The 17,329-nt window shown below is 64.4% G+C and carries 20 protein-coding genes; 14 read left to right on the forward strand and 6 right to left on the reverse strand.

Annotated features, from left to right (window positions below; translation table 11 throughout):
* Nucleotides 1-74: 74 nt before the first annotated feature.
* Nucleotides 75-230: a hypothetical protein gene (locus A9K71_RS32055; protein WP_082980499.1), complete on the reverse strand. Its 156-nt coding sequence runs from the start codon at nucleotides 228-230 to the stop codon at nucleotides 75-77.
* 125 nt (nucleotides 231-355) lie between these two features.
* On the opposite strand from A9K71_RS32055, the gene A9K71_RS13220 reads away from it, so the two are divergent.
* Nucleotides 356-538, forward strand: a complete 183-nt coding sequence (locus tag A9K71_RS13220; protein WP_066995816.1) for a hypothetical protein — start codon at nucleotides 356-358, stop codon at nucleotides 536-538.
* Between the two features lie 244 nt (nucleotides 539-782).
* Here A9K71_RS13220 and A9K71_RS13225 read toward each other — a convergent pair whose 3' ends face one another.
* Complete coding sequence (locus A9K71_RS13225) at nucleotides 783-1,751, reverse strand: LysR substrate-binding domain-containing protein (protein WP_066995818.1); 969 nt, start codon at nucleotides 1,749-1,751, stop codon at nucleotides 783-785.
* Between the two features lie 110 nt (nucleotides 1,752-1,861).
* Between A9K71_RS13225 and A9K71_RS32060 the strand changes: the two genes are divergently transcribed.
* The 5 genes from A9K71_RS32060 (at nucleotide 1,862) to A9K71_RS13250 (ending at nucleotide 5,127) form a co-directional block, all read left to right on the forward strand.
* Nucleotides 1,862-2,695 (forward strand): hypothetical protein, encoded by an 834-nt coding sequence (locus A9K71_RS32060; protein WP_066995820.1) that lies wholly within the window; start codon nucleotides 1,862-1,864, stop codon nucleotides 2,693-2,695.
* 47 nt (nucleotides 2,696-2,742) lie between these two features.
* Nucleotides 2,743-3,804 carry an EamA family transporter gene (locus A9K71_RS32550; RefSeq protein WP_245299619.1) on the forward strand — a complete coding sequence of 354 codons (1,062 nt, stop codon included), beginning with the start codon at nucleotides 2,743-2,745 and terminating at the stop codon, nucleotides 3,802-3,804.
* A gap of 5 nt (nucleotides 3,805-3,809) precedes the next feature.
* The gene (locus A9K71_RS13240) at nucleotides 3,810-4,052 is read left to right on the forward strand and encodes a hypothetical protein (protein WP_245299618.1); all 243 of its coding nucleotides are present in this window, start codon (nucleotides 3,810-3,812) and stop codon (nucleotides 4,050-4,052) included.
* A 351-nt stretch (nucleotides 4,053-4,403) separates the two neighbouring features.
* Nucleotides 4,404-4,844 (forward strand): MucR family transcriptional regulator, encoded by a 441-nt coding sequence (locus A9K71_RS13245; RefSeq protein ID WP_066995912.1) that lies wholly within the window; start codon nucleotides 4,404-4,406, stop codon nucleotides 4,842-4,844.
* 10 nt (nucleotides 4,845-4,854) lie between these two features.
* Nucleotides 4,855-5,127, forward strand: coding sequence for a hypothetical protein (locus A9K71_RS13250; RefSeq protein ID WP_066995825.1), 273 nt, complete (start codon nucleotides 4,855-4,857; stop codon nucleotides 5,125-5,127).
* 114 nt (nucleotides 5,128-5,241) lie between these two features.
* Here A9K71_RS13250 and A9K71_RS13255 read toward each other — a convergent pair whose 3' ends face one another.
* A complete protein-coding gene (locus A9K71_RS13255; protein ID WP_066995828.1) occupies nucleotides 5,242-5,433 on the reverse strand; it encodes a hypothetical protein in 192 nt (63 codons plus the stop codon).
* Nucleotides 5,434-5,631: 198 nt separating this feature from the next.
* Complete coding sequence (locus A9K71_RS13260) at nucleotides 5,632-5,886, reverse strand: hypothetical protein (protein WP_095830257.1); 255 nt, start codon at nucleotides 5,884-5,886, stop codon at nucleotides 5,632-5,634.
* Between the two features lie 129 nt (nucleotides 5,887-6,015).
* On the opposite strand from A9K71_RS13260, the gene A9K71_RS13265 reads away from it, so the two are divergent.
* The 6 genes from A9K71_RS13265 (at nucleotide 6,016) to A9K71_RS13290 (ending at nucleotide 14,239) form a co-directional block, all read left to right on the forward strand.
* Nucleotides 6,016-7,893, forward strand: a complete 1,878-nt coding sequence (locus A9K71_RS13265; protein ID WP_066995834.1) for an ABC-F family ATP-binding cassette domain-containing protein — start codon at nucleotides 6,016-6,018, stop codon at nucleotides 7,891-7,893.
* Nucleotides 7,894-8,142: 249 nt separating this feature from the next.
* Nucleotides 8,143-10,248, forward strand: coding sequence for a molybdopterin oxidoreductase family protein (locus A9K71_RS13270; protein WP_066995837.1), 2,106 nt, complete (start codon nucleotides 8,143-8,145; stop codon nucleotides 10,246-10,248).
* 112 nt (nucleotides 10,249-10,360) lie between these two features.
* Entirely contained in the window at nucleotides 10,361-11,140 is a 780-nt protein-coding gene (dapB, locus tag A9K71_RS13275) for a 4-hydroxy-tetrahydrodipicolinate reductase (RefSeq protein ID WP_066995840.1), read from the forward strand.
* Between the two features lie 177 nt (nucleotides 11,141-11,317).
* A complete protein-coding gene (locus A9K71_RS13280) occupies nucleotides 11,318-12,331 on the forward strand; it encodes an ABC transporter substrate-binding protein (RefSeq protein WP_066995915.1) in 1,014 nt (337 codons plus the stop codon).
* Nucleotides 12,332-12,495: 164 nt separating this feature from the next.
* Nucleotides 12,496-13,350 carry an ABC transporter ATP-binding protein gene (locus A9K71_RS13285; RefSeq protein ID WP_066995843.1) on the forward strand — a complete coding sequence of 285 codons (855 nt, stop codon included), beginning with the start codon at nucleotides 12,496-12,498 and terminating at the stop codon, nucleotides 13,348-13,350.
* A 13-nt stretch (nucleotides 13,351-13,363) separates the two neighbouring features.
* Nucleotides 13,364-14,239 carry an ABC transporter permease gene (locus A9K71_RS13290; RefSeq protein ID WP_066995846.1) on the forward strand — a complete coding sequence of 292 codons (876 nt, stop codon included), beginning with the start codon at nucleotides 13,364-13,366 and terminating at the stop codon, nucleotides 14,237-14,239.
* On the opposite strand, the gene A9K71_RS13295 is transcribed toward A9K71_RS13290, so the two are convergent.
* Complete coding sequence (locus A9K71_RS13295; RefSeq protein WP_066995849.1) at nucleotides 14,220-15,617, reverse strand: sensor histidine kinase; 1,398 nt, start codon at nucleotides 15,615-15,617, stop codon at nucleotides 14,220-14,222. The genes A9K71_RS13290 and A9K71_RS13295 overlap by 20 nt on opposite strands.
* 5 nt (nucleotides 15,618-15,622) lie before the next feature.
* Nucleotides 15,623-16,291, reverse strand: coding sequence for a response regulator (locus tag A9K71_RS13300; RefSeq protein WP_066995918.1), 669 nt, complete (start codon nucleotides 16,289-16,291; stop codon nucleotides 15,623-15,625).
* 484 nt (nucleotides 16,292-16,775) lie between these two features.
* On the opposite strand from A9K71_RS13300, the gene A9K71_RS13305 reads away from it, so the two are divergent.
* Both A9K71_RS13305 and A9K71_RS13310 read left to right on the forward strand, forming a co-directional pair.
* Complete coding sequence (locus tag A9K71_RS13305) at nucleotides 16,776-17,021, forward strand: DUF680 domain-containing protein (protein ID WP_066995852.1); 246 nt, start codon at nucleotides 16,776-16,778, stop codon at nucleotides 17,019-17,021.
* Nucleotides 17,022-17,074: 53 nt separating this feature from the next.
* Complete coding sequence (locus A9K71_RS13310; protein WP_066995855.1) at nucleotides 17,075-17,281, forward strand: DUF680 domain-containing protein; 207 nt, start codon at nucleotides 17,075-17,077, stop codon at nucleotides 17,279-17,281.
* Nucleotides 17,282-17,329 lie beyond the last annotated feature (48 nt).

Raw genomic sequence — 17,329 nt, forward strand, 5'->3', positions numbered from 1 at the left:
AGAGGGGACGATGCACGCGCCGGCATGTGCTGGATAGGCCGGCCATCTTCCCAACAAGCGGGAGATTGGCCGATCTATCTTTTCGGCTCGACACCCATCGCCGCGGACTGGCGCCGCAGCGACCGCCGACCGTCCGGCGGCGCGAGCTCGCCGGACGCCTCCTCGATGATCCTCATCGTGACGCGATAGGCCGTGTAGCCGAATAGGCCGACGAGCAGCAGACGGATCATGACATCTCCTCGTGAGTTATCGACGTTCAACCGGAGACAGCCGCGTTGGTTCCCGCCGGACGGCGCAACCAAACCGCCGCCGCCTCGTTTGCTTCGAAGAAAGGGGCGAACGAGAGGAGGTCGTCATGATGAAACTTCCTGTGCTGCTGGCACTCGCGGCAGGGCTCGCGCTCGCCGCCTGCGACAACAGCGTGCAGCCCACCAAGGCGCCGAGCGACACTGTCGACAAAAACCCGCAGGTCGACAAGAACCCGGTGCCGCAATCGACCACCGGCGGCGACCAGCCCGGCACGCCACCGAAGCAATGAAAGCGGACGGTGTTGTCGGGAGGCGAAGCGGCGCCGCCGCAGAAGAAGGCCGGCGCTGCTTGGGAGGAAGCTGGAAAGCGCCGGCCAAGCGGGAAAATCAGGCCCGCCGCAGGATCAAAGATAGCTGAGTCTCTCCGCCGCGTCATGGGGCGATCGCGCTAGCCGGCTACAGGTATTCGTCCAAACGCTTTGTCGGCCTTCAAAGATCGGAGAATCTCAGGGGTGTGTTTGCGTCGCTTGCGCGTCACGCCATCGCGGCGCGCGCCAGCGGCACGTTGGCGATCTCCAGGTCCAGCTGGCGCTGCGTCAGCGCCGCTTCGGCCATGATCCACTGCTTGAACAGCTCCACCTTGCGGGCGCCGAGCGCCTTGATGGGGCTGACGAAATACCAGCCGGCGGTGTTGGGATGGTGGACCGCGAAGGGGGCCACCAGCCGCTCGGCTCGGATGTCGCTTGCCATATAGGCGCGGTTGGCGACGGCAAAGCCCATGCCGGCATTGGCCGCCTCGTAGGACATCATGCAGGAATCGAAATAGATGCTCTTGGTCTCGCCAAGCACGAAACTCGCGCCGGCAAAAGCCAGCCACGACTGCCAGTTCTGGGTGCAGGTGTCGGAGTGGAGCAGGGTGAAGTGCCTGAGGTCCTCCGGCGTCACCTTGGACAGCGGCTTGTCGCCAAGCACCTCGCGGAACAGCTTGCGGCTGCACACCGGCGTCAGGTCCTCCTTGAACAGCAGCGCGGAGTTGAGGCCGGGGAAATTGCCATCGCCGTAGCGGATCTCGAGATCGTATTCGGAGGTGGCGAATTCATGCGTGGCATAGGAAGTCGAGACCCGCATCTCGATATCCGGATACTGCCGCTGGAAGGTGGAAAGCCGCGGAAACAGCCAGCGCGCCGCGAAGGTCGGCAAGACGCAGATCTTCAGCACATGCGCCTGGGATTGGCCGGTCGCCTCCATGCTGGCAGCCACGATCCGCTCCAGCGCCTCGCGCACGCGCGCCACGTAGGTCTCGCCTTCCGGCGTCAGCGACACCGCGTTGCCGCCGCGCTGGAAGATCTTGAAGCGCAGCTGGTCCTCCAGGCTCTTCACCCGCTGGCTGACGGCGGAGGCGGTGATGAACTGCTCTTCGCCCGCGCGCGTGAAGTTGCGGTGCCTGGCGGCGCTCTCCACGATTTTCAGCGAGTTTAAGTTGACCTGGCTGAGCAGACGCACGGGGTTCGACCTTTAGCTATGCTTAAAGTAGCACCAGCATTCCTAAATTTACAGGGGAGGGTGCTCAATCGACTGTTTACCAAGTGTTGCCCCGACCTTGGAGAAGTAGAATGAACGCCCATACAATCCCCGAACTGCGCTATGCGATGAGCCGTGAAGCCATCATCGGTCATGATACGGCGTGGAAAGTGTCGAGCTTCGGCGTCGCCCAGTATCTTCACGGCTACGACCCGCAACTGCTCGCCGCGATCGAGGAGGCGGCGCTCAAGCTCAAGGCCAGCCACGCCGTGCACAAGCATCTCGACCTCACCTTCATCACCGGCGCCGACCGCTACATTCCCGAGATCAAGGAACTGCTCAACGACAAGCTGCGGCTGGAACGGCTGTCCGACATGATGGGCACCAAGCTCGAACCCTATCCGCTGTCTATCGTCGGCTCGACCGTCACCTTCATGAACCCCAAGGACGGCGCCGTCGACTGGCACTGCGATGGCGTTCCGGTGACGGAACTCATTCCGCTCTCGATCAGCGATCCTCTGATCGGCGGCCATCTTGAAATCTATTGCGACGATTCCGAGACGGGGCGTGCCATCCTCGAATCCGGCAGCGACCTGCCGCGCAACAGGGTCATGCGCATCGACCACAAGATGAATTACGCCACGCTCGGCCAGTTCCTCGGCGTGCTCCATCGCACCGCGCCGATCCAGCTCGGCTCGCGCGTCACCCTGGTGCTCAACCAGCGTTCGGTGGCGAAGCCCTATGTCGACGACAACCGCATGTTCTACCTCGCCGCCGACAACGACCAGGACCGCGGCTGGGTGAACGAACTCGCCGAGGACGTCTGGACGAACCAGCTGCCGGCCTATCGCCGCCATGCCGAAGAACATCCCGTGCCGAAGCCGGCTGTCGATCCGGTCTCCGGCGGAGCCAGGGAATCGTGGTAGTGGCTGACGATCCGGCCGGTCGCCAGCCGCCTTCAGCATCGCTAAGCCTGGGCCCGGTCACCGCCGGAAGGCGGAAGGACCGTTCCAGCGCCGCTCCCCCGGTGGCGCTGGCCTTTGCCTTCGGCGCCGTGGCGCTCTGGGCAACCAACGCTTTGGTCGGCAAGACGCTGCTTGCCAATCACCCGGTATCGGAGGTGCAGTTCCTGCAGTTCTCAGGCGCCGCGCTGGTCTTTGCGCTGATCAGGTTCTTCCCTTCTCCCCTTGTGAAGTCCGAAGGAGGGGGCGAGACCCGTGGCTCGCGCCCGGGCAGTGGCCTCGCCAAGCGAGATCGGATCAAGGGGGCGGGACGGATCGCCGACGCAGGAGTTTCTTCCAACATCCCTCATCCGTCTCGGGGCTCTGCGCCGATCCAGCTTCTCCCACAAGGGGAGAAGGGGAGTACCGTGCTCGCCTGCGCCGTCGGCTTCATCGGCCTGGTCGGCACCATGGTGCTGCAATACATCGCCTTCGCCTCGATGCCGGTCATCGAGGCCAATCTCGTTGCCTACACCTGGCCGCTGATGGTCGCCGCCGCGGTCATCGTGCTCGGCCGTCCGAGACGGCCAATGCTGCTTGGACTGACCGCCGCGCTTGGCTTCGCCGGCGTCGCGCTGGTGATCTCCGGCGGAGACGCGCGTGCCTGGTTCGCGGGCAGCCCCGCCGGGTATTGCGCCGCCTTCGGCTCGGCACTTTGCATGGCCTTCTACTCGCTTGCCGTCGGCCGCCTTGCCGTGCCGCCGGATCGGCTTCTGCTGCCTTCGGCGCTGATCGGCGTGGCGCTGACCTTCGCATGGTGTCTGCATGACGGCGTCGCCGCCCTGGGCGGCTTGGACCTGCTGCTCGGACTCTATCTCGGCGCCGGGCCGATGGGGCTCGGCTATTATTTCTGGTCGCGCGCGCTCGGCCTCGATCAGGATGGGCGGCTCGCGGTCGTGGCGTATCTCACGCCGATCGCTTCCACGCTTCTGCTGGCGCTGTCGGGCGAAAGCCTGTCGATGACGGCCATGGCTGGCGCCGTCCTTGTCATCGGCAGTTGCATTGCTGTCGGCATCGAACGTCCGGAGGGCTGAAGACCATGCCAGGGATCGTACCAGGAAAGATGCCAGGGAGCGGGCTTGACGACGACGAACGCCGGGCCAGACAGGAGGCGCATTGGCTGGTCAAGGAATTCGGCGCCGAGGCGCAGCTCTATGCCGCCATGAAGGCTGAGAAGGCCATCGAGCAGAAGGATTTCGGCCGCTGCGCCCGCTGGAAACGCGTGCTGGAGATTCTGGCCGACGGCCCGACCGATCTCCGGCGCGGCGCTGCCGCGAAATAAGCGACTTGCACTAACGAATCGGGCATGATCGATGATCGGAGAGCCAGCGCTGCTCGCAATTATTGGCTTTCCGTCCGGAATTCCAATTTTTGCAGGAATTACTCGTAGAAATTGAAGTGCTGTTGCGTCATTTACTCGCCCGTGTAGAGCTTCGGTGCTGTAAAGTGTTTGTTGTAGGTATTAGAATTCCTAACTTGCGCGGTCGCGGCCCGCGGTGAAAACATACCTTCGGTATTGAGCCTCGTACGTTTACTGACTCTGGACGTCCGTTGGGGGACAGGTCCAACAAGATACCTAGACTAAAGTCTTAAAAACAGCTGGTCATTTGAGAGCCAGCAGAAGGTGAAAAAATTGTCCAATATCGACGACAAGACTGCAATCGAGCTGACCGCCGACATTGTTTCGGCCTATGTGGGCAACAACCCGCTTCCGGCATCCGGCTTGCCTGATCTGATCGCCAGCGTCAGCGCTTCGGTGCGCAAGCTCGCCGGCGGCGCCCCGGTGAAGGAAAGCGCGCCGCAGACGCCGGCCGTCAATCCGAAGCGTTCGGTATTCCCCGACTACATCGTCTGCCTCGAGGACGGCAAGAAGTTCAAGTCGCTGAAGCGGCACCTGTCGACCGACCATGGGCTGACGCCGGACGAATATCGCGCGAAATGGGGCCTGCCGGCGGACTATCCCATGGTGGCGCCCAGTTATTCGGCCACTCGCTCGGCGCTCGCCAAGTCTTCCGGCCTGGGCCGCAAGCCGGCCGCGGATTCCGGCAGGGGCAAGCGCAAAGCCAAGGCCTGAGCCGAAGGTCATGCTGCCCGCAACGGACGGCGCCACGCCGTCGGCCGACCGCTTTGCCGCGCTCGACGCGTTGCGTCGCAGGGTGGCCATCCAGTCTTGCGCCGTTGCCGGCGAGGGGGTCAAGGCGCGGCGCGTCCTGTTTTCATTGGACCTGCCGGCCATCGATCTGCGTACCGCGCTCGACAATTTCGAGCGCGCCATCGTCGAGCATGACGACCGGCCGGTCGTCGCTGCGCGACGGCTGAGATGCCTCGCGGTCCTGGACGGCATCGTCGGCGGCTGAAAAGGCGCATGGTCAAGGCGGTTCCGGGATAACCGCGCAGCGGTTTTCCGGAATCGCGGGAGGAGCGGTATTCAGCGTCAGCACCTGTCAAAGCCGGACCCGCTCGGGCCGCCTTCAATTGCGCGGCAGCTTGCCCGCCCCGGTGCCTCGATCCTGGTCGGCCGCGAGGCTGTCCGCCTCGACGGCGGTCATTTCCAGAAAATAGACAAGCATTTGATAGCGCGTGCTTGAAAGCATCTTCGCCAGCCTGCGCGTGATCTCCGCCACATATCTCACCATGCGCGGATCGTTTGCCGCCCCGTCCATCGTGAGCTCCTAAACAAGCCAAGTTATTGTTGTTGTTCTTCTTGATCATTCTTGGCGCTTACGCGCGACTCACAGCGCAATTCCAAATTCGCAGCGTCACGACAAAAACTGAAGTCAATTTTCAGAAAGCATCAAGCCTGGGCCAAAAGCTTTCGACGCGCGGCGGCCCAGAGCGGCGCTGCGCCGCCGGCCTATCGGTCATTGCGTAGGCGACGTCTGGGATTGTTTTCCAGGATAAATTTGGATCAGCAGGTGCTTCGTCGCGTCCGCCTCTGGCCTGCCGGTCATCTCCCCCACTTGGGCGGAGACTGGCAGCGTCGGCGCCGCGCTTGCCGGGCCGGTTAAGGGGAGCACTGCAGCCGTCTCGCCCTCAAACAGCACCACTTGTGTCGCCAGCGCGGCGGTCGTGGCGACCTGGAAGAAGATGAAGGCGAGGGCGAAATAGCGGATCACGGGGCTCACAACGCTTCGGCCGGCAACTGGTTCCCTGGTCGGGCTCGGGACCGGCGCCCGGAACCACGGCGAGCCGTCCTCCAGGCCTGGCTCTTGCGAAGCGCCGACGTCCGGTGCAAAAGCCCGCCCATGCTTATCATCAACGATCTCTCGCTGCGCATGGCGGGGCGCCTGCTTCTCGATCATGCCTCGCTGACCCTGCCGGCCGGCACCAAGGCCGGTCTCGTCGGCCGCAATGGCACCGGCAAGACGACACTGTTCAAGGCAATCACCGGCGATTTCCCCTCCGAGACCGGCTCGATCAGCCTGCCGAAAAACACCCGCATCGGCCAGGTCGCACAGGAAGCGCCGGGCACCGAGGAGCCGCTGATCGACATCGTGCTGAAAGCCGATGTCGAGCGGCAGGCCTTGCTGGAAGAGGAGAAGACCGCGACCGATCCGCACCGCATCGCGGAAATCCACACGCGGCTCGCCGACATCGATGCGCATTCGGCCGAATCCCGCGCCGCCACCATCCTTGCCGGCCTCGGCTTCGACGATGCGGCGCAGAAGCGCCCGGCTTCGTCCTTCTCCGGCGGCTGGCGCATGCGTGTGGCCTTGGCCGCCGTGCTGTTCTCCGAACCCGATCTTCTGTTGCTCGACGAGCCGACCAACTATCTCGACCTCGAAGGCACGCTCTGGCTCGAGAACTATGTCGCAAAGTATCCGCACACGGTTTTGCTCATCTCGCACGATCGCGACCTGCTCAACCGCGCGGTCAATTCGATCGTCCATCTCGACCAAAAGAAGCTGACCTTCTGGCGCGGCGGCTACGACCAGTTCGAGCGCCAGCTCACCGAGCAGCGCGAGCTGCAGGAAAAGAGCCGCGTCAAGCAGGAAGCGCAGCGCAAGCATATGGAATCCTTCGTCGAGCGTTTTCGCGCCAAGGCCTCGAAGGCCAGGCAGGCGCAATCGCGGCTGAAGGCGCTGGAGAAGATGAAGCCGATCGCCGCGGTGGTGAACGACACGGTGCGGCCGTTCTCCTTTCCCGAGCCGGTGAAGACGGTGGCTTCGCCGATCGTGGCGCTCAACGGCGTCAATGTTGGCTACACCGAGGGCGATCCGGTGCTGAAGAAGATGACGCTGCGCATCGATGCCGACGACCGCATCGCGCTGCTCGGAGCCAACGGCAACGGCAAATCGACCTTCGCCAAGATGCTCGCCGGCCGCCTCAAAGCCGAGACCGGCACAATGACGGTGGCGCCGGGCCTGAAGGTGGCGATCTTCGCACAGCACCAGCTCGACGATCTGCGTCCCGAGGAAAGCGCCTATGAGCATGTGCGCCGGCTGATGCCGGATGCGCCGGAAGCCAAGGTGCGCGCCCGCGTCGCGCAGTTCGGGCTCTCGACCGAGAAGATGAACACCGCGGCCAAGGACCTGTCCGGCGGCGAGAAGGCGCGTCTCCTGATGGGACTCTCGGCCTTCGACGGGCCGAACCTCTTCATCCTCGACGAGCCCACCAACCACCTCGACATCGACAGCCGCGAGTCACTGATCCATGCGCTCAACGATTTTTCAGGCGCGGTGATCCTCATCTCGCACGACCGGCATCTTCTGGAGGCGACGGCGGACCGGCTGTGGTTGGTCAAGGACGGCGCGGTCAATCCTTATGACGGCGACCTGGAGGATTATAAAACGCTGGTCACCGGCGTTTCCTCAAATCGTCGCGAGCAGAAGGAGGCGGACAAGGCATCCAAGGCCGACCGTCGCCGCGAGGCCGCCGCCCGGCGCTCGGCGCTCGAGCCTCTAGCCAAGGAGATCCGCGCCACCGAGGCGCTGATGGACCGCATCCGCAAGCGCATCGACCTGATCGAGGACGAGCTCGCCAACCCGGCGATTTACGAGAAAGACCCCTCGACCGCGACGCGGCTGGCCAAGGAGCGCTCGCAGCTTGCCCACACACTTGCCCTAAACGAGGACAAGTGGCTGACGATGTCGGCGGAATATGAGGAGGGGATCGCGGAGTAGGGCGGCTTCCCCTTCTCCCCTTGTGGGAGGAGGTGGATCGGCGCGAGGCGCCGAGACCGATGAGGGGTGTTGGACGGAGTGAGGCGCCGAAGAACAGGCTGCTTCGATCGCCCATTTCTTTGTCGTAGCGATCCTTCCAACACCCCTCATCCGACCGAGCTTCGCTCGGCCACCTTCTCCCACAAGGGGAGAAGGAGGAGCCCCATCTGGCCCTACACCTCTCCTGCAAAACCCGCTACACAGCCTCGCATGAACCAGCACGCCAAGCTCGGGATCGGCCATTCGGCCTGTCCGCATGACTGTCCTTCCACCTGCGCGCTCGAGGTCGAGCTGCTCGACAATAACCGCATCGGCCGCGTCCACGGCGCGAAAGCGAACAGCTACACGGCAGGAGTCGTTTGCGCCAAGGTCGCGCGATATGCGGACCGCGTCCATCACCCCGACCGGCTGCTGAAGCCGCTGGTGCGCGCGGGCGCAAAGGGTGAGGGTGCCTGGAAGGAAGCCAGTTGGGAAGCGGCGCTTGACCTCGTCGCGGAGAAGTTCATCGCGGCCGAAGAGAAATACGGCTCGGAGACGGTCTGGCCCTATTTTTACGCCGGCACGATGGGGTTGGTGCAGCGCGACGGTATCGAGCGGCTGCGGCACGCGAAGAGATATTCGGGCTTCTTCGGCTCGATCTGCACGAATCTCGCCTGGACCGGCTGGATGATGGGGGCGGGCGCTCTGCGCGGCCCCGATCCGCGCGAGATGGCGAAGTCCGACTGCGTGGTGATCTGGGGCACCAATGCCGTGGTCACCCAGGTCAATGTCATGACCCATGCGACCAAGGCGCGAAAAGAGCGCGGCGCCAAGATCGTCGTTATTGACATCTACGACAACGCCACCATGAAGCAGGCCGATCTCGGCCTGGTGTTAAAACCCGGCACCGACGGCGCGCTGGCTTGCGCGGTCATGCATATCTTGTTTCGCGACGGCATGGCCGACCGCGCCTATCTGGAAAAATACACCGACGATCCGCGCGGGCTGGAAGAACATCTGAGGACGCGCACGCCCGAATGGGCGGCGGCAATCACGGGTCTGACAGTCACCGAGATCGAGACCTTCGCGCATCTGGTCGGCACAACGAAGAAGACCTACTTCCGCCTCGGCTACGGTTTTGCGCGCCAGCGCAACGGCTCGGTCAACATGCATGCCGCCTCATGCATCGCTGCGGTTACCGGCGCCTGGCAATATGAGGGCGGCGGCGCCTTTCACTCCAATTCCGGGATCTTCAAGCTGAACCAGGACGTGCTCGAAGGCACCGCGATGCGCGACCCGAAGGTGCGCTATCTCGATCATTCGCGCATCGGCCCGGTGCTGACCGGTGCCGAGGATGCGCTTTACGGCGGCCCGCCGGTGACGGCGATGCTGATCCAGAACACCAATCCCGCCAACGTCGCGCCCGAGCAGCGGCTGGTCAGAAAGGGTTTCCTGCGGGAGGACCTGTTCACCTGCGTGCACGAGCAGTTCATGACCGATACGGCCAAGCTCGCCGACGTCGTGCTGCCGGCGACGATGTTTCTGGAACATGACGACATCTACAAGGGTGGCGGCAACCAGCACATCACGCTCGGCCCCAAGCTGATCGAACCGCCGGAGGGGCCGCGCACCAACCACTACGTCAATGAAGAACTCGGCAAACGGCTGGGCGTCGGCGACCGGCCGGGCTTTGGCCTGACCGAGAAGGAACATATCGACATCATCCTCGGCAAGCGCGGGCTAGGCAGCTTCGACAGCCTGAAGGAACAGAAGTGGGTCGACCTGCAACCCGATTTCGACGACGCGCATTTCATCAACGGCTTCGGCCATGCCGACAAGAAATTCCACTTCCGGCCCAATTGGACCGGGCAGTCGGCGCCCAACCGGCCGCCGAAGAGCATGGGCTTGTTCGGACCGGTCGAGCGTCTGCCCCAATTCCCCGACCATGTCGAGCTGATCGAGGTCGCGGACGAAGAGCATCCGTTCCGGCTGGCAACTTCGCCGGCGCGCAACTTCCTCAATTCCAGTTTTGCCGAGACGCCGGTGTCGAAAGCCAAGGAAGGCAGGCCGGAGCTTTTGCTGCACCCGGAAGATGCCGCGGCGCTTGGCATCGAGGACGGCGGCCGCGTTGAGATCGGCAACCGGCGCGGCAACGTGGTGCTGCATGCCAGGTTCTTCGACGGCGTGAAGCGCGGCGTGGTGATTGCGGAAGGCATCTGGCCGAACAGTGCCCATGAGCGCGGCGAAGGCATCAACGTGCTGACCGGTGCCGACGCCCCGGCGCCCTATGGCGGTGCTGCCCTCCACGACAACAAGGTCTGGCTGCGCGCGCTGTGATGGTCTGTGGCGCGAGCTCGGCAGGTCACATGCCCGGGAGATTAGCCGAAAAAGCCCGTTGCTTCGTCACCCTAAGGCGGAGCAAGGTGCGAAGCGACGGGCGAGGTATCCCTTGCCGCAACAACCATTGAAAATAGCCATCGCCGGCGCGCTCGGCCGCATGGGCCGGGAGATGACGGAGGCGGTGCAGGTCGATCCGCGGCTGGAGCTTGTCGCCCGCTTCCATCGACCGGGTAGCACGGGCGAGGGGCTGGTCGCGCGCGACGAGGCGCTGGCGCTTGCCGACGTCGTCATCGACTTCACCACGCCGGCGGCGTCAGTCGAACTGGCACAGGCATGCGCGGCGCGCGGCGGTCCGGCGCTGGTGATCGGCTCCACCGGTTTCGATGTTTCCGAGCTGGAGACAATCGCCGACGCGGCAAAATCGATCGCGATCGTGCGCTCCGGCAGTTACTCGCTGGGTCTCAACATGCTGACCGGGCTGGTGGAGCAGGCGGCGCGGGCGCTTGGGGCTGACGATTGCGACATCGACATCCTGGAAGCGCACCACCGTTTCAAGGTCGATGCGCCGTCCGGAACGGCGCTGATGTTGGGCGAGGCGGCGGCGCGCGGACGCGGCGTCGGGCTGGACGAAGTGGCGCGGCGCGCTCGAAATGGGATTATCGGCACACGCCCTGCCGGCAAGATCGGCTTCGCCGTGCTGCGCGGCGGCAGCATCATCGGCGAGCATTCCGTCAGCTTCCTCGCCGAGAGCGAGGCGCTGACGCTCTCGCACTCGGCTGGCGACCGCTCGATGTTTGCTCGCGGCGCCATCGCGGCGGCACTCTGGGTGGCCGGACAGTGTCCAGGCGAATACGGCATGCGCGATGTGCTTGGCTTCGCCGCTTCGTGACCAGCGATAGCTGCGGAATTCGCTCTTTCGGCCGCTAAAATGACTGAAAGCCAGCTGAAAGCTTGGCCATGCCATGACAGTTTTGCGGCGTTCGCCGCGGGATCGGTCCGGGAGCGGGCCGGCAAGGAGGAAATGCGGCGTGGCCTGGTGGCACACCGCCCAGGTGGAGGAAGTTACGTGACCGGTTTCATCTCGAAGTGCGTCTTGCGTTCGGCGGTGCTTTCGTTTGCCATCGTCGCCGCGGGCGCCACGGCGGCATCGGCTGCCGACAAGATCACCATCATCGTCGGCGGCATGGAAAAGCAGATCTATCTGCCGGCCGTGCTCACCCAGCAGCTCGGCTATTTCAAGGACGAGGGGCTCGATGTTGAGCTGGTCAACTCCCGCGCCGGCGTCGAGGCCGAGAATGAGTTGCTGGCCGGTGCCGTGCAGGGCGTCGTCGGCTTCTATGATCACACCGTCGACTTGCAGTCGAAGGGCAAATACATCCAGTCGATCGTCCAGTTCAGCCAGGCGCCGGGCGAGGTCGAGCTGGTTTCGGCCAAGCATCCGGAAATCAAGTCGCCGGCCGACTTCAAGGGCGCAACGCTCGGCGTCACCGGTCTTGGCTCCTCGACCGATTTCCTGACGCAGTATCTTGCCGTGCGCAACGGCCTTAAGCCGGGCGACTACACGCTGCTGCCGGTGGGCGCCGGCAACACTTTCATCGCCGCCGTCAAGCAGGACCAGATCCAGGCCGGCATGACCACCGAGCCGACCATCGCCAAGCTGCTTCAGACCGGCGAGGCCAAGGTGTTGGTCGATATGCGCACGCCCGAAAAGACCAGGGAAGCGCTGGGCGGCGACTATCCGGCGGCATCCTTCTATGTCCAGTCCGCCTGGATCGAGAGCCATAAGGACGAGGCGCAGAAGCTCGCCAACGCTTTCGTCAAGACGATGAAGTATATCGCCAGCCATTCGGCCGAAGAGATCGCGGACCAGATGCCGAAGGATTATTACGCCGGCAACAAGGACCTCTATGTGCAAGGCTTGGCCGGCGGCAAGGCGATGTTCACGCCTGACGGCCGCATGCCCGCCGATGGCCCGGAGACGGTGCTGAAGGTGCTGTCGACCTTCTCGAAGAGCCTGCAGGGCAAGCAGATCGATCTGTCGAAGACCTATACCACGGCATTCGTCGACGCCGCCAAGTAGCGCCGACAGGGAGCCGGGCCTGCCGGCTCGGTCGTTGAAGAACAACAAGTTGCGCCGCTTGTCTGAATCAATTCGGCAGCGGCGCCTTTCCGGATACCGAGGCGCGGCGGGCCCATGGGCTCGAGCCCCCAGCCATCCTCGCACCATCGCTACAGGAGTGTGCCATGCAGTTGCAAACCATGGCGGCCGAGAAATTGTCTCCGGCCGCGCCGCCGGCCGATGCCGCGATCGCCATCGACGATGTGACGCTGCGCTTCGTCACCCCCGACGGCCACATGATGACGGCCATCCGCGATTTCACCATGACGGTGGCGCGCGGCGAGTTCGCCTGCGTCGTCGGGCCGACCGGCTGCGGCAAGTCGACGACGCTCAACCTCGTCACCGGGCTGCTCAGGCCGACGACCGGCAATGTCCGCGTCATGGGCAATCCCGTAACCGAGATCAGCCGCGACATCGGTTTCGTCTTCCAGGCGGACGCGCTGTTTCCGTGGCGCAGCGTCATCGACAATGTCGCCGCCGGCCCGCTCTATCGCGGCACGCCGAAGGCGCAAGCCTATGACCGGGCGCGCGACTGGATCGCACGCGTCGGCCTTGCGCGTTTCGAGAAACACTATCCGCACCAGCTCTCTGGCGGCATGCGCAAGCGGGTCGCGCTGGCGCAAACCTTCATCAACCAGCCGAAGATTCTGCTGATGGACGAGCCGTTCAGCGCGCTCGACATGCAGACCCGCACCGCCATGCAGGACGAGCTGCTCGGCCTCTGGTCGGAACTCAAATCCTCCGTCGTCTTCGTCACTCACGATCTCGAGGAGGCGGTGGCACTGGCCGACAAGGTCTATGTGCTCACCGCCGGGCCGGGCACGGTGAAGAGTGTCTACCGCATCGACCTGCCGCGCCCGCGTGTCATGGCCGACATCCGATACGATCCGAAATTCATCGAGATCGCCAAGGTGATCTGGAACGACCTGCGCGAGGAAGTGCAGCTCGGCCAGAGCCGCGGCCTGCAGACCGGCCATTGAAAGGAGACTTGCCATGACCGCCATCTCTCCAGCCTCTCACCAAGCCGCCCGCGCGACCTCGATCGTCGCCGCGGAAGCCCGGGCGAGGGCGCGGCTGCGCCGCCGCCATGCCCTGGTTATCGGCCTGCGGCTCGCCATCCTGATCGTCTTCCTCGCTCTTTGGGAACTTGGCGCCGATCACGGCGTCATCGATCCGTTCTTCTTCTCAAGCCCCTCCGGCATCTGGGAGCAGATCTGGTCCTGGGTCACCGAGGGCACCTCGCAGGGGCCGCTCTGGCTGCAGATCTATGTGACGCTCGAGGAAACCTTCCTCGGCTTCGCCATCGGCGCCGTCGGCGGCATCGCCGCCGGCATCGTCCTTGGCCGCAACAAGCTCCTGGCGGATGTCTTTTCGATCTACATCAAGATCGCCAACTCGGTGCCGCGCGTCGTGCTGGGCTCGGTCTTCATCATAGCGCTCGGCCTCGGCATGTCCTCCAAGGTGGCGCTGGCCGTCGTCATGGTGTTCTTCGTGGTCTTCGCCAATGCCTTCCAGGGCGTGCGCGAGGCCGACAGGGCGATGATCGCCAACGCCCAGATCCTCGGCGCCTCGCCCTACCAGATCACCACCACAGTCATCATCCCATCGGCCATGAGCTGGATCCTGGCGAGCCTGCATGTCAGCTTTGGCTTCGCGCTGGTCGGCGCCGTGGTCGGCGAGTTCCTCGGCGCCAAGCAGGGCATGGGCTTGCTGATCTCGACCGCCCAGGGCGCGTTCAACGCCAATGGCGTCTTCGCCGCCATGATTATCCTGGCGGTGATGGCGCTGGTGGTGGAGTTCATCATCACCCGCTTCGAGAACTACGTCGTCAAATGGCGCCCGGCGCCGTTCAACGAGCAGGGGACCTGACCGCTCCACTCGGCCTGTCCTGGGGTGCGGCGAGCGGCAGCCGGACCTCGACCCTGAGCCCGCTGCCGGCGGCCTCGCCAAGCGCAACGCTGCCGCCGGCATTCTCGACCACCTCGCGTACGATCGCGAGTCCGAGCCCGCTGCCTTCCTCGGCACCACCGGCAATGCGATAGAAGCGCTCGAAGACCTGCTCGCGCTCTTCGGCCGGAATGCCGGGACCGGTGTCGGTGACCGTCATCACGCCCTCGCGACCGATCGCGGCCAGCTTGACGGTCACCGTGCCGCCAGCTGGCGTGTAGCGCAGCGCGTTGTCGACCAGGTTGACGATCATCTCGCGCAGCATGGTGCCGTCGCCGATGACGGGAACAGGTCCGGCTTCCTCGAGCCCAAGATCGATGTTGCGCTCGACGGCCTTCGGCGCATGTGTTTCCAGCACCTCGCGGGCGGCTTCGGTGAGGTCGATGCGGTCGGCGCGCGGCCGGCGGCTGCCCGGCTCGGCGCGCGATAGCGTGAGCAGCTGTTCGGCCAGCCGCGCCAGCCGGCCGGAGCCTGCCTGTAGAGCCACCAGCGCCTCCTCGCGCCGGTCGGCGGCGCTTTCGCGCAGCACATAGCTCGCCTGTGTCGACATGAGCGCCAGCGGCGTACGCAGCTGGTGCGCGGCATTGGCGATGAAGCGGCGCTGCGCCGCCATCTGCGCCCGCACGCGCTCCATATAGGCGTTGAGCGCGTCGATCAGCGGCCGGATCTCGCTTTGCGCGCCCGGCACCTCGACCGGGTCGAGATCGCTGCGATCCGGCGAGCGCACCGTATCGCGCAGGCGCATCAGCGGCGCCAGCCCGCGGCGCAGGCCAAGCAGCACGAAGAGGCCGGCGATCGCCACCAGCGCCAGCTGCTGGGCAAAGGCGCTGAACCACAGCCGCTGCACCATCGCGTCATGGCCGGCGAGCGTGACGCCCACCGTGACCCTGATCGGCGAATCCGTGCCGGCGCCGATCACGGCATGGCTGAGCGTTGTCAGACGCAGCCGGCGATCGCGATAGGAAGCCTCGATGCTGCCGCTCTGCGACGCCTGGGGGAGGTCGGGATATCCGGTCAGCAGCCGGCCGTTGGCGGTCTCGACCCGGTAGTAGACGCTGTCGCGGTCGCCGGTGTCGAACATCTCGATCGCCGCCGGCGGAATGGTGGCGTCGAGCACGCCTTCGGCCATCGCCACCCGCTCGGCGATCGCGCGCGCCGAGCCGACCAGCATCCGGTCGGTGACCAGATCCGCCGTCGCCAGCGCGTTGCGCTGGCTGGTCCACAGATTGACCGTCACCAGCGCGGTAAGCGGCAGCACCACCCATGCCAGCAATTGCAGGCGGAGGCTGTTAATCTTCATGGCACCTAATCTTCATGACGGAGCAGATAGCCAAGGCCGCGCAAGGTGGCGATCTGCACGCGCGAGCCTTCCAGCTTCTTTCGCAGCCGATGCACGTAGATCTCGATGGCGCTGGGATCGGCGTCGGTGTCGAAGTCGTAGATCGCCGCCGAGAGTGCCGCCTTGCTCACCGTGCGCCCCGCCTTGACCACCAGCTGTTCCAGCACCGCATGTTCGCGCGGCGTCAGCGAAAGCGCCGCGCCGCCGAGCGAGAACAGCCTGGTGTTGGTGTCGAAGACGAGGTCGCCGCAGGAGATGACGGGCGCTGTCCGGTCGTTGGCGCGGCGCAGCTGCACGCGGATGCGCGCTTCCAGTTCCTCGATCTGGAAGGGTTTTGCCAGATAGTCGTCGGCGCCCTCGTTGAGGCCCTTCACCCGGCCGTCGAGACTGGCGTTGGCGGTGAGCACGATGACCGGCACCGGGTTGCCGCGTGCCCTCAGCCGCTTCAGCACCTCCATCCCGCCCATGCGCGGCAGGGCGAGGTCGAGGATGATCAGCGCGTGGTCGCCGGCCGCCAGCGCATGCTCGACGTCCTCGCCGTCATGTACGACGTCGACGACGTAGCTCGCCTGGCGCAGCGTCTTGCTCAGCCAATCGGCCAGTTCGCGATTGTCTTCGACAAGCAGGAGCCGCATCGTCCATCGCTGTTCGGCAAATGCCTCCATCCGGGTGGCGCCGGGCTTTCGCAAGCGCGGCGGGCGGTCCGAACGGAAAGTTTGAGAGCAATCGATAGTCTCGATCCGCCGACAAGGCAAACGCCGGCTGAAATCGGTTCCGTCGGTCGGCCTGGAGGCCCAATTCGCTCGCGTGATGGATAAAACCGAACGGTTCGGTTCAATTTATGTTGACGGTTCGTGTAACTCAGGTGAACGCTGGCTCGCTGTCCAGACCGTGAGACCTCGTCCGCTAATACTGCAAGTAGTTGATATTCAAACAAAAGAATGTGGCAGCCACGCTGTTCACGCGATTTCAAGGTCGAACCGAACGGTTCGATTTGCACATCTTCGTGATTGGAAATGGCAACAGGACCGACCCATCTCGGGGTGGTCCGAGCGACGCGAATTTCCATTACGGCACGCCACTTGACGGACAGGATTTTGAAAATCTGGAGTACCTAAAATGAACAAGATTGCTCTTACCGCCGCGGTCCTTCTCGTTGCCACGGGCAGCGCCTTCGCCGGCAGCGACCATTACGGTTCCGACAACGTCAACCAGCCGGCCGTCACCCAGTCGGTTGCGCCGCGGTCGGGCGACAACATCGACCGCAGCATCACCGGTTCGATCCGCAAGTTCGAGCAGCGCGATCTCAGGATCACGCCCGATCAGAACCAGCCGGAATCCGGCCAGGGCATTTGGGGCCGCTAGGCCTCCGTCCCGAACCGATCAGAACCACAACTCTCAAATCTGGAGTAACTGAAATGACCAAGATCGCTCTTACCGCAGCCGCCCTTCTCGTTGCCACCGGTGCCGCTTTCGCCGGTTCCGACAACTACGGTTCGGCCAATGCCAACCAGCCGGCCGCCTCGGTCGACACCTCGTACACCGCTTCGGTCAAGAAGTCGGTCGCGAATGTTCAGAAGCCGGTTACCCAGGGCGCCGACCGCGACCTGTTCGGCAACCACTAACCGGCCTGTCAGGGCAACCTTGCCAACATCCCCCCTCAATTTCGGAGT

It is taken from the genome of Mesorhizobium sp. WSM3873 (assembly GCF_001672445.1).
GTDB lineage: Bacteria > Pseudomonadota > Alphaproteobacteria > Rhizobiales > Rhizobiaceae > Mesorhizobium.